A 12,957-nucleotide genomic window follows, 5' to 3' on the forward strand; every position below is an offset into this window, starting at 1 on the left:
AAAAACATAAATAATTAAAGTCTAGTTCTTTTCTAACTTATAACGAACAAAAATAACAATTCAATTACATAATACAACTATCAGCTATAGTATTAACAAAAAATTATGGGAGAGCTGATTAAATTCGGCAACAGTTCTCTGCATTTTAAAAAAAATCTTCTCAAAAAAGCAACTTTTGTATGAGTTCTGTAGGCTAAAGGAAAGAAAACCAAAACAAGAAATATTTTTATTCCGCCGTAATTAATAGTACTTTTGCAACCTATTTATACGAAATATGAGTTTTTTAAAAGAAATACAACGCAGAAGAACATTCGGAATCATATCGCATCCCGATGCCGGTAAAACTACTTTAACTGAAAAACTGTTACTTTTTGGAGGGGCTATACAGGAAGCTGGAGCCGTAAAAAACAACAAAATTAAAAAAGGAGCAACGAGTGATTTCATGGAAATCGAACGCCAAAGAGGTATTTCGGTTTCGACTTCTGTACTTGCTTTTAATTATAAAGATAAAAAAATCAATATCCTTGATACTCCAGGACACAAGGATTTTGCTGAAGATACTTTTAGAACTTTAACTGCTGTTGACAGTGTAATCGTCGTGATTGACGTCGCAAAAGGGGTTGAGGAACAAACAGAAAAATTGGTTGCGGTTTGTAGAATGCGTAACATTCCGATGATTGTTTTCATCAACAAATTAGACCGTGAAGGTAAAGATGCCTTTGATTTGATGGATGAAGTTGAGCAAAAACTTGGTTTAAAAGTGACGCCTCTTAGTTTCCCAATCGGAATGGGTTATGATTTTCAGGGAATTTACAATTTATGGGAAGAAAACATTAACCTTTTCAGCGGAGACAGCCGTAAAAACATTGAGGAAACCATTGCTTTTTCTGATGTGCAGAACAATCCTGAATTAGACAAGATTGTCGGCGAAAAAGCAGCAAATAAACTTCGCGAAGAATTAGAATTGATTGATGAAGTGTATCCTAAATTTGAACGTCAGGATTATTTGGATGGAAAAATTCAGCCAGTTTTCTTTGGTTCTGCTTTAAATAATTTTGGAGTTCGTGAATTATTAGATTGTTTCATTACAATTGCTCCGTCTCCAAGAGCAAAAGATTCTGAAACCCGTAACGTTGAGCCTACAGAAGAAAAAATGTCTGGATTTGTTTTCAAAATCCACGCAAACATGGATCCTAAACACCGTGACCGTTTAGCATTTATCAAAATCGTTTCTGGAACTTTTGAAAGAAACAAACCTTATTATCATGTTCGTCAGAAGAAAAATTTAAAATTCTCTAGTCCAAATGCTTTTTTTGCAGAAAAAAAAGAGATTGTTGACATTTCTTATCCAGGCGATATTGTTGGTTTACATGACACTGGGAATTTTAAAATTGGAGATACTTTAACAGAAGGCGAAATCATGAGCTTTAAAGGTATTCCAAGTTTCTCTCCTGAGCATTTTAGATACATTAACAACGCTGATCCAATGAAAGCTAAGCAATTAGAAAAAGGAGTTGATCAGTTGATGGACGAAGGAGTTGCTCAATTATTTACGTTGGAAATGAACAACCGTAAAATAATTGGAACGGTTGGAGCACTTCAATACGAGGTTATTCAATATCGTTTGGAACACGAATACGGTGCAAAATGTACGTATGAAAACTTTCCTGTACATAAAGCGTGCTGGGTAAAACCTGATGATGCTAAAAATGAAGAATTTAAAGAATTCAAGCGTATCAAGCAAAAATTCTTGGCGCATGATAAATACGGACAATTGGTATTTTTAGCTGATTCTGATTTTACAATTCAAATGACACAAAGTAAATATCCAAGTGTAAAATTATTCTTTACATCTGAGTTTGATTAATACTTTCTTTATTGAAAAACATATAAAAGGCTGTCTAAAATAGTATAGACAGCCTTTTTTCTTTACATTCCCCAAAATGTAAATTTCTTTATAATTATCGATAATTAATTCCTAATCCGCCAGCAATATAGACTTTAGTAAATTCTTCTTTTTCTATAATTATATTTTGAGATAAAACTTTATTTCTTACCGCATTTGCAGAAAAAGATATTTCTTTTGAAAGATAATAATCATTTCCGGTGATGGTGATCATGAAGGTTTTACTGCTTTTTGAGATTTTAGTCTTTATTGAAAAATCCCCGGTCTTGGAATTTACTTCTACAGCTTGCGAACCATCAACAGCAATCATTAAATTAGGATATCCTTTTCTATCAAAAGGTTTCTTTGTTTTTGCCTCCAGTAATTTTCCTTGAATGATTATCGAAACTTCCTCTTTTGTACTATGATTGTACGCAACTTTGCCTATTTCATAAGCATTGGGTTTTGTACAATTTATTTCTGTTTTTATCGGCTCTTTTTCTTGTGCAGAAAGATTTGATGCAAGCAAAACTGATGCTGCAACTGCTGCATATTTTAAAGAATTGATTTTAGAAGTTTCATTATATTCAAACTGCTCCTCTAATTGTGTGGTTCTCAATCTCGCACAAATAGATTTATCTTTATTTTCCGCAATGAATTTAGCCACTTCTGAATTGGTCTTTTTACTTAAATCAATTACGTTTTTCATACAAGAGTTACAAAATGAACCATTTGCATTGGGAATCATTTTGTCAAAACTTTCAGAACAAGGATCTGCTATTTCTAAAGTGAATTTCGTTTTCATAATTTCTCTTTTTAATTGAGTCGTATATTTAGTATAGAGAACATTTTTACACGAAAGGTTGGGAAGAAAAAATATTTATTTTTTAGGCATAAAAAAAGTGCCGAAGACAAATCGGCACTTTCTAATATTTGAATTAATTCAACCTTACTATTTCTATTATTTTATCCAACAAAAAACAAACTCGTTTTTTTGTTTCCTAAATTAACTGATTTTAAAGAACAGACTAAATTTACTCGATTAAAGTAAGATTAATCCGTTAAAATGCATTTTTAGTGAAAGAAAAAAAAGCCCCATTCGAAAATGGGGCTTTAAAATTTATGCTTGTCCCGCAGGACCAAAATTAAGCGGAATTGGCGCTTGTTCTGTCTCTTTGATTTCGCCGTGGGCGGCTTCAAATCGATGGATGTTTTCACCTATTGCTCTTAACAATCTTTTAGCATGTTGTGGTGTCAAGACAATTCTTGACTTTACCTTGGCTTTAGGAATACCTGGCATAATGCTCACAAAATCTAAAACAAACTCTGATGATGAGTGATTAATAATTGCAAGATTAGAATAAATTCCTTCTGCAATAGTTTCGTCTAGCTCAATATTAATTTGCTCTTGTTGTTGTTTCGGATTACTCATAGTTTCCTAAATTAATAAATGTATTCTTCTTTATTAGCCATCATTTCGTTGTAATCGTCTTTAGACCCTACGATAGTGTTATCGTATTCTCTCATACCAGTTCCCGCAGGAATTCTGTGTCCAACAATTACATTTTCTTTTAATCCTTCTAAGTCATCTACTTTACCAGCTACAGCAGCTTCGTTAAGTACTTTCGTTGTCTCCTGGAATGAAGCCGCAGAAATGAATGATTTAGTTTGTAACGAAGCTCTTGTAATACCTTGAAGAACTGGCGTTGCAGTTGCAGTGATTACATCTCTTGCTACAACAAGATTTTTATCTGTACGTTTCAATAATGAATTCTCATCACGTAATTCACGAGGCGTAATAATCTGACCTGGTTTCAATACTGAAGAATCTCCAGCATCTTCAACCACTTTCATTCCGTATAATTTATCATTTTGAACGATGAAATCTTTAGTATGAATTAATTGATCTTCTAAGAATAAAGTATCTCCTGGATCCTCTACTCTTACTTTACGCATCATTTGACGAATTACAACCTCAAAGTGCTTGTCATTAATTTTTACCCCTTGTAAACGGTAAACCTCTTGAATTTCATTTACCAAGTACTGTTGAACAGCAGCAGGCCCTTGAATTCTTAAGATATCATCTGGTGTAATTGCACCATCAGACAATGGAACTCCCGCTCTTACGAAGTCATTTTCTTGTACTAAGATTTGGCTAGAAAGTTTAACTAAATACTTTTTAATCTCACCAAATTTAGATTCAATAACAATCTCACGGTTACCTCTTTTGATTTTACCGAAAGATACAACTCCATCAATTTCAGATACAACTGCTGGGTTTGAAGGGTTACGAGCCTCAAGAAGCTCAGTAATTCTTGGTAAACCTCCAGTGATATCGCCCGCTTTAGAAGAACGACGTGGGATTTTTACTAATACTTTACCTGCTTTAATTTTCTCGCCATTTTCAACCATAAGGTGTGCACCTACTGGTAAGTTGTAAGAACGAATCAATTCTCCTTCTTTACCATAAACTAATAAAGTTGGGATTAATTTTTTGTTTCTAGCTTCAGAAATTACTTTTTCTTGGAAACCAGTCTGCTCATCAATCTCCACCATGAACGATTGTCCTTGCTCTAAATCTTCGTAAGCAATCTTACCAGTAAACTCAGAAACAATTACACCGTTATATGGATCCCATTTACAGATTACAGTTCCTTTAGCTACAGTTTCTCCATCTCCAACAAAGATACTAGAACCGTAAGGAATGTTATGTGTATTTAAAACAATTCCAGTTTTCTCGTCAACTAATTTCAACTCAGTTGAACGTGAAACTACGATATCAACAGAGTTTCCTTCTCCGTCTTCTCCTTTAACTGTTTTTAAATCTTCAATTTCAAGTCTACCTGCGAATCTTGTAACAATACTAGACTCTTCAGAGATACCTCCAGCAACCCCTCCAACGTGGAACGTACGAAGTGTTAACTGTGTACCTGGCTCTCCAATAGACTGAGCTGCAATAACTCCGACAGCTTCACCTCTTTGTGTCATTTTTCCAGTAGCTAAGTTTCTACCGTAACATTTCGCACAAATACCTTTTAAAGCTTCACAAGTTAATGGAGATCTAACTTCTACTTTTTCAATTGGAGAAGCTTCGATAGTTCTCATAATTGCTTCCGTAATTTGTTGACCAGATTGAACCATTACTTCATTAGTAAGAGGATTAATAACGTCTTGCAATGCAACACGTCCTAAAATTCTCTCTCCTAAAGATTCAACGATTTCCTCATTTTTCTTCAATGCAGATACCTCAACACCTCTTAAAGTTCCACAATCTTCGATGTTAACAATAACATCTTGAGAAACGTCATGAAGTCTTCTTGTCAAGTAACCAGCATCGGCCGTTTTAAGAGCCGTATCCGCAAGACCTTTACGAGCACCGTGAGTAGAAATGAAGTACTCAAGAATCGAAAGACCTTCCTTAAAGTTAGAAAGAATCGGGTTTTCAATAATCTCACCACCACCAGCAGTAGATTTTTTAGGCTTAGCCATCAAACCACGCATACCAGTTAACTGACGAATCTGTTCCTTAGAACCCCTCGCCCCAGAGTCAAGCATCATATATACAGAGTTGAAACCTTGTTGGTCTTCTCTAATATTTTTCATTGCTAATTCTGTTAACTGAGCATTTGCTGAAGTCCATACGTCAATAACTTGGTTGTAACGCTCGTTATTTGTGATAAGACCCATGTTATAGTTAGTTGAGATACCTTCAACTTGCTCTCTAGCATCTGCAATTAACTTCGTTTTTTGTTCTGGAATTCTAATATCACCTAAAGAGAATGATAAACCTCCTCTAAATGCGAATTTATACCCCATATCTTTCATATTATCCAAGAAAGCTGCCGTTGTAGGTACATCAGTCACACTTAAAATGTGTCCAATAATATCTCTAAGGTTTTTCTTAGTCAATACGTCATTGATATATCCAGCTGCTTCAGGTACTACTTCGTTAAATAATACACGTCCTGCAGTTGTTTGAATGATTTTGTACACTAATTCTCCAGCGTCATTAAAATCTTTTGCTCTAATTTTTACACGAGCATTTAATTCTAATCTTCCTTCGTTTAATGCAATGTTTACTTCTTCAGCAGAATAGAAAGTCAAATCCTGACCTAAAATAATGTGATCTTCTGTAGAAATACGTTCTTTGGTCATATAATATAGACCCAAGACCATGTCCTGAGAAGGTACAGTAATTGGAGCACCATTTGCAGGGTTCAAGATATTGTGAGAAGCCAACATTAATAATTGTGCCTCTAAAATAGCCTCTGGTCCTAATGGTAAGTGAACCGCCATCTGGTCACCATCGAAATCGGCGTTGAAAGCCGTACATACTAATGGGTGTAACTGGATCGCTTTTCCTTCAATTAATTTTGGCTGGAAAGCCTGAATACCAAGTCTGTGCAAAGTAGGAGCACGGTTCAGTAATACTGGGTGTCCTTTAATTACGTTTTCTAAGATATCCCAAACTACCGGCTCTTTTTTGTCAATGATTTTCTTAGCAGATTTTACTGTTTTTACAATCCCTCTTTCAATCAATTTACGGATAACGAAAGGTTTGTATAATTCAGAAGCCATATCTTTTGGCAATCCGCACTCATATAATTTTAACTCTGGACCAACGACAATTACCGAACGAGCAGAATAATCCACACGTTTTCCAAGCAAGTTTTGACGGAAACGTCCTTGCTTACCTTTTAATGAGTCAGATAATGATTTTAACGGTCTGTTAGATTCTGTTTTAACAGCAGAAGCTTTACGAGTGTTATCAAATAATGAATCTACAGATTCTTGTAACATACGTTTTTCGTTTCTTAAGATAACTTCAGGAGCTTTAATCTCCATTAATCTTTTCAAACGGTTGTTACGGATGATTACACGACGGTATAAGTCGTTCAAATCTGAAGTTGCAAAACGACCTCCATCAAGCGGCACAAGCGGACGTAATTCTGGTGGAATAACTGGAACCACTTTCATGATCATCCATTCTGGACGGTTTTCGCGGTTTTCATTAGACTCACGGAAAGATTCAACAACTTGTAATCTTTTTAAAGCTTCAGTTTTTCTTTGTTTAGAAGTTTCGTTGTTAGCGCTATGTCTTAATTGGTAAGACAACTCATCTAAGTCGATACGTGCTAATAAATCCATAATACACTCTGCTCCCATTTTGGCAACAAATTTATTAGGATCTAAATCATCTAAATATTGATTTTCTTGCGGAAGAGTATCTAAAATATTTAGGTATTCTTCTTCAGTTAAGAAATCAAGTCTTTGTAAAGATTCTCCATCAGCATTTTTAGCAATACCAGCTTGGATTACTACGTATCTTTCGTAGTAAATAATCATATCTAATTTCTTAGATGGAAGACCAAGGATATAACCAATTTTGTTTGGAAGAGAACGGAAGTACCAGATATGAGCGATTGGCACAACAAGGTTGATGTGTCCTACTCTATCACGACGTACTTTTTTCTCAGTAACTTCAACACCACAACGGTCACAGATGATACCTTTGTAACGAATTCTTTTATACTTACCACAAGCACATTCGAAATCTTTTACTGGTCCGAAGATTCTTTCGCAGAAAAGTCCGTCACGCTCTGGTTTGTGCGTTCTATAGTTAATAGTTTCTGGCTTTAAAACCTCTCCTCTTGATTCTTTCAAGATAGATTCTGGTGAAGCCAATCCAATAGAAATTTTGTTAAATCTTTTTACTGGATTTTTATCTTTATTGTTTCTGTTATTCATCATAGTTTTTACTATTGATTTATTTTGCAATTAAAAAATTGAATTTAGATTTATAATCTACTCTTTAAAAAATAAAGAGTTAATCATTCAGCTACTACCTCGGGTTACTTCTCTAAACCTCAAAACTGAATTTTGAAGTGCTAGTTATAAAATGCCTCGCATTGTTATAAAAAATCGGAACGGGTTACGGGTATAAATCTTTAAAAACTTATTATAAATGAGTAATCAGTCCCGATTTTAATCGGGACTGATTCCAAAACTTTTATTATTCTTCCAAACGAAGATCTAATCCTAGACCTTTCAATTCGTGCATTAATACATTGAATGATTCTGGTAAACCTGGTTCTGGCATAGTTTCACCCTTAACGATAGCTTCGTAAGTTTTAGCTCTACCAATAACGTCATCAGACTTAACAGTTAAGATTTCACGTAGTGTACTAGAAGCTCCATAAGCCTCAAGTGCCCAAACCTCCATCTCTCCAAAACGCTGACCTCCAAATTGAGCCTTACCTCCAAGTGGTTGTTGCGTAATCAATGAGTATGGTCCGATAGAACGTGCGTGCATCTTATCATCAACCATGTGTCCTAATTTAAGCATGTAAATTACACCCACAGTTGCTTTTTGTGCAAAACGTTCTCCAGTTCCACCATCATAAAGATAAGTATGTCCGAAACGTGGTACGTTAGCTTCATCAGTCAAAGCATTGATTTCGTCTAGAGAAGCACCGTCGAAAATTGGAGTAGCAAATTTTCTACCCAAGTTCATACCAGCCCATCCAAGAACAGTCTCATAAATCTGACCAATGTTCATACGTGAAGGTACCCCAAGTGGATTCAATACGATATCTACCGGTGTTCCATCTTCTAAGAAAGGCATATCTTCATGACGAACGATTCTAGCAACAATACCTTTGTTACCGTGACGTCCCGCCATTTTATCACCCACTTTTAACTTACGTTTTTTAGCGATATAGATTTTAGCCAATTTCAAGATTCCAGATGGTAATTCATCTCCAACTGTAATAGTAAATTTCTCTCTTCTTAAAGCTCCTTGTAAGTCGTTCAGCTTAATTTTATAGTTATGAATTAAATCATTAACCATCTTATTTGTAGCATCATCAGCAACCCATTGACCTTTACTTAAGTGAGCAAAATCTTCTACTGCGTAAAGCATTTTTTGAGTATATTTTTTACCTTTTGGTAAAACTTCTTCACCCAAATCATTCATTACACCTTGAGATGTTTTTCCGTTAACGATTAAGAATAATTTCTCAACCAATCTGTCTTTTAATTCAACAAATTTAGTTTCGAATTCCATTTCTAAAGCGCCTAAAGCATCTTTATCCTGAGTACGTTTACGTTTATCTTTTACGGCTCTTGCAAATAATTTTTTGTCAAGAACTACACCATGTAAAGATGGAGAAGCTTTTAATGAAGCATCTTTTACATCACCTGCTTTATCTCCGAAGATTGCACGAAGCAATTTCTCCTCTGGAGTAGGATCTGATTCTCCTTTTGGTGTAATTTTTCCGATTAGAATGTCGCCAGGTTTAACCTCTGCTCCAATTCTAATCATACCGTTTTCATCTAAATCTTTAGTAGCTTCTTCAGAAACGTTAGGAATATCGTTTGTTAACTCTTCGTTACCTAACTTAGTATCTCTAACCTCTAATGAATAATCATCAACGTGGATAGAAGTAAAAATATCATCACGAACTACTTTCTCAGAAATTACAATCGCATCCTCGAAGTTGTACCCTTTCCATGGCATGAACGCAACTTTTAAGTTTCTACCTAAAGCTAATTCACCATTTTGAGTAGCATATCCTTCTGATAATACTTGTCCAGGAATAACCCTATCACCTTTTCTTACGATTGGTTTCAAGTTAATACTTGTACCTTGATTGGTTTTTCTAAATTTAATAAGGTTGTATGTTTTCTCATCAGCATCAAAACTAACCATTCTCTCGTCTTCTGTACGATCGTATTTAATAGTAATGATATTTGCATCTACGTATTCAACAGTACCATGCCCTTCAGCATTGATTAATACTCTTGAATCTGAAGCTACCTGACGCTCTAAACCTGTACCAACAATCGGAGCTTCAGGACGGATCAAAGGAACCGCCTGACGCATCATGTTCGATCCCATCAACGCACGGTTCGCATCATCATGCTCCAAGAAAGGAATCAATGATGCAGAAATCGAAGCGATCTGGTTAGGAGCAACGTCTGTATAATGAACTACTGATGGCTCAACAACCGGGAAGTCACCTTCCTCACGAGCAATAACATTGCTAGCTGTAATTTTACCAGAAGCATCCATTTCAATGTTTGCCTGAGCAATCATTTTACCTTCTTCTTCTTCAGCACTTAAGTAAACTGGAGTACTTTCTAAATCAACTACACCATTAGTTACTTTACGGTATGGAGTTTCTATGAATCCCATTCCGTTAACTTTTGCATAAACACCAAGAGATGAAATCAAACCAATGTTTGGTCCCTCTGGAGTTTCAATCGGACATAAACGACCATAGTGTGTATAGTGAACGTCACGAACCTCGAAACCAGCTCTCTCTCTCGAAAGTCCACCTGGTCCAAGTGCAGAAAGTCTTCTTTTGTGTGTAATCTCAGCTAATGGATTCGTTTGATCCATAAATTGAGATAACTGGTTAGTACCAAAGAAAGAGTTGATAACTGATGATAATGTTTTAGCATTAATCAAATCAATTGGTGTAAACACCTCGTTATCTCTAACGTTCATTCTCTCACGAATAGTTCTAGCCATACGTGCTAAACCAACACCGAATTGTTGAGACAATTGTTCACCAACTGTTCTAACACGACGGTTTGATAAGTGATCAATATCATCAATCTCTGCTTTAGAGTTGATCAATTCGATCAAATATTTTACAATTGTAATAATATCTTCTTTGGTAAGCACTTGCTTATCCATAGGGATATCTAAATTTAATTTTTTGTTCATTCTGTAACGACCAACTTCACCTAAGTTATAACGTTGATCAGAGAAGAACAATTTATCTATAATACCACGAGCAGTTTCCTCATCAGGCGGTTCAGCGTTACGCAACTGACGGTAAATGTGCTCTACAGCTTCTTTTTCAGAGTTTGTTGGATCTTTTTGTAACGTGTTGTGGATAATAGCATAATCTGCTTGATTGTTATCCTCTTTGTGCAACAAAATAGATTTTACGTTAGAATCGATGATCTCTTCAACATTATCTTTGTCGATAATAGTATCACGATCAAGGATGATTTCGTTACGCTCGATAGAAACTACCTCTCCAGTATCCTCATCTACGAAATCCTCGTGCCATGTGTTCAATACACGCGCAGCAAGTCTTCTTCCAATATATTTCTTAATACCTGTTTTAGATACTTTAATTTCTTCAGCTAAGTCGAAAATTTCAAGGATATCCTTATCTCTTTCAAAACCGATAGCACGGAATAAAGTTGTTACAGGTAATTTTTTCTTTCTATCAATATAAGCATACATTACGCTGTTAATATCAGTAGAGAATTCTATCCAAGATCCTTTAAAAGGAATTACTCTCGCAGAATAAAGTTTAGTTCCATTTGCGTGGAATGACTGTCCAAAGAAAACCCCTGGAGAACGGTGTAATTGAGATACTACAACACGCTCGGCACCATTAATAACAAAAGTACCACTAGGAGTCATGTAAGGAATTGTTCCAAGATAAACATCTTGTACAATTGTTTCAAAATCTTCGTGTTCTGGATCTGTACAGTATAGTTTTAACCTAGCTTTTAAAGGCACACTATAAGTAAGACCTCTCTCTATACATTCTTGAATTGTATAACGTGGTGGATCAACAAAATAATCTAGGAATTCCAATACAAAGTTGTTTCTTGTATCTGTAATTGGAAAGTTTTCCATGAAGGTGTTGTATAACCCTTCGTTGCCTCTTTCGTCAGATTTCGTTTCTAATTGGAAGAAATCTTTAAAAGATTTAACCTGAACATCCAAGAAATCTGGATAGTCAGGAATGTTTTTTGTAGAGGCAAAATTCAATCTTTCAGTCTGATTTGTTATCATCAATGGACAAAATTTTGATTAAAAAAAAGTAATTTTTTTTGTGTAAAACACATTGCGTAGTTTATACTTTCTTTTTAAAATCAATACATCTTTAAAAATAAACAGATAAATTTCGGTTCAATTTTTTTTCTTCGTATTGATCAAAAACTTTTTCGTATTTTAAACTAATTTGATAATAAAATTTAATGTATTTTATTATACGAAAAATGGTTTAGGCCTTTGAGTGTTAACTCAGGACCTAAACCTAGTTCTTAAAACCGAGTTGAATTATTTTAATTCAACTACAGCTCCAGCTTCTTCTAATGATTTTTTAAGACCTTCAGCCTCTTCTTTAGAAACACCTTCTTTAACGTTGCTTGGAGCTCCGTCAACTACATCTTTAGCTTCTTTCAAACCTAAACCTGTAAGTTCTTTTACTAATTTCACAACTGCTAATTTAGAAGCACCAGCTTCTTTTAATACAACTGTAAATTCAGTTTGTGCTTCTTCAGCAGCACCTTCTCCACCACCAGCAGCAACTACTACAGCTGCAGCAGCAGGCTCGATACCATACTCATCTTTTAATATTGTTGCTAATTCGTTAACTTCTTTAACTGTTAAGTTAACTAATTGTTCTGCGAATTGTTTCAAATCTGCCATTTCTTCTATCGTTTAAAATGATTTGTAAAAAATATAATTTATTTATTGTGCGCTTAATTAAGCAGTAAGGAAGAATACATCCTTACATTCAAAATTACTCTGCTGCTTCTTCGCTTCCTGCGAATTTGTTTTGTAAAGCAGAAATAATTCTTTGAGCTGGAGATTGTAATAATCCAATGATTTCTCCAATAAGCTCTTCTTTAGATTTAATTGTAGCTAACGCATCTAATTGGTTATCTCCAATGTATACTTCAGAATTGATATAAGCTCCTTTTAAAACTGGTTTATCAGATTTCTTACGGAAATCTTTGATAATTTTTCCAGGTGCATTAGCAACATCAGAAATAAAGATAGCGCTGTTACCAGATAAAACTGTAGGTAAATCACCATAATCATTAGAAGAAGCTTCCATTGCCTTTGCAAGCAAAGTGTTCTTTACAACTTCTAATTTGATACCTGCTTTAAAACAAGCTCTACGTAAGTTTGAAGTTGTCTCTGCGTTTAAACCAGAAATATCAGATATGTAAACGATATTTGTACCAGCTAACTGCGCAGTTAAATTTTCAATCGCGATTGATTTTTCTTCTCTAGTCATACTAAAAATTTT

The 12,957-nt window shown here is 34.9% G+C and carries 7 protein-coding genes; 1 reads left to right on the top strand and 6 read right to left on the bottom strand.

What is annotated here, in order from left to right:
* Positions 1-274 precede the first annotated feature (274 nt).
* Positions 275-1,867 (top strand): peptide chain release factor 3, encoded by a 1,593-nt coding sequence (locus ACFFLS_RS09495; protein WP_379685286.1) that lies wholly within the window; start codon positions 275-277, stop codon positions 1,865-1,867.
* 94 nt (positions 1,868-1,961) lie between these two features.
* On the opposite strand, the gene ACFFLS_RS09500 is transcribed toward ACFFLS_RS09495, so the two are convergent.
* The 6 genes from ACFFLS_RS09500 to rplJ all read right to left on the bottom strand — a co-directional run bounded on the left by ACFFLS_RS09500 (position 1,962) and on the right by rplJ (position 12,945).
* On the bottom strand, positions 1,962-2,690 hold the full coding sequence (locus ACFFLS_RS09500; protein ID WP_379685284.1) for a hypothetical protein: 729 nt from the start codon (positions 2,688-2,690) through the stop codon (positions 1,962-1,964).
* Positions 2,691-3,005: 315 nt separating this feature from the next.
* The gene (locus ACFFLS_RS09505) at positions 3,006-3,317 is read right to left on the bottom strand and encodes a DUF3467 domain-containing protein (RefSeq protein ID WP_012024017.1); all 312 of its coding nucleotides are present in this window, start codon (positions 3,315-3,317) and stop codon (positions 3,006-3,008) included.
* An 11-nt stretch (positions 3,318-3,328) separates the two neighbouring features.
* A complete protein-coding gene (gene rpoC / locus ACFFLS_RS09510) occupies positions 3,329-7,636 on the bottom strand; it encodes a DNA-directed RNA polymerase subunit beta' (protein WP_379685282.1) in 4,308 nt (1,435 codons plus the stop codon).
* 262 nt (positions 7,637-7,898) lie between these two features.
* On the bottom strand, positions 7,899-11,711 hold the full coding sequence (gene rpoB / locus ACFFLS_RS09515) for a DNA-directed RNA polymerase subunit beta (RefSeq protein ID WP_341689983.1): 3,813 nt from the start codon (positions 11,709-11,711) through the stop codon (positions 7,899-7,901).
* Between the two features lie 267 nt (positions 11,712-11,978).
* Positions 11,979-12,350 (bottom strand): 50S ribosomal protein L7/L12, encoded by a 372-nt coding sequence (gene rplL, locus ACFFLS_RS09520; RefSeq protein ID WP_007807437.1) that lies wholly within the window; start codon positions 12,348-12,350, stop codon positions 11,979-11,981.
* Between the two features lie 94 nt (positions 12,351-12,444).
* Positions 12,445-12,945, bottom strand: coding sequence for a 50S ribosomal protein L10 (rplJ, locus tag ACFFLS_RS09525; protein ID WP_379685279.1), 501 nt, complete (start codon positions 12,943-12,945; stop codon positions 12,445-12,447).
* Positions 12,946-12,957: the final 12 nt, after the last annotated feature.

This window comes from Flavobacterium procerum, from assembly GCF_042431625.1.
GTDB lineage: Bacteria > Bacteroidota > Bacteroidia > Flavobacteriales > Flavobacteriaceae > Flavobacterium > Flavobacterium procerum.

Coding starts and splice junctions, on each gene's coding strand:
- rpoC (WP_379685282.1), bottom strand. CDS start 7,636: ATGATGAATAACAGAAACAATAAAGATAAAAATCCAGTAAAAAGATTT.
- rplL (WP_007807437.1), bottom strand. CDS start 12,350: ATGGCAGATTTGAAACAATTCGCAGAACAATTAGTTAACTTAACAGTT.
- rpoB (WP_341689983.1), bottom strand. CDS start 11,711: ATGATAACAAATCAGACTGAAAGATTGAATTTTGCCTCTACAAAAAAC.
- ACFFLS_RS09500 (WP_379685284.1), bottom strand. CDS start 2,690: ATGAAAACGAAATTCACTTTAGAAATAGCAGATCCTTGTTCTGAAAGT.
- rplJ (WP_379685279.1), bottom strand. CDS start 12,945: ATGACTAGAGAAGAAAAATCAATCGCGATTGAAAATTTAACTGCGCAG.
- ACFFLS_RS09505 (WP_012024017.1), bottom strand. CDS start 3,317: ATGAGTAATCCGAAACAACAACAAGAGCAAATTAATATTGAGCTAGAC.
- ACFFLS_RS09495 (WP_379685286.1), top strand. CDS start 275: ATGAGTTTTTTAAAAGAAATACAACGCAGAAGAACATTCGGAATCATA.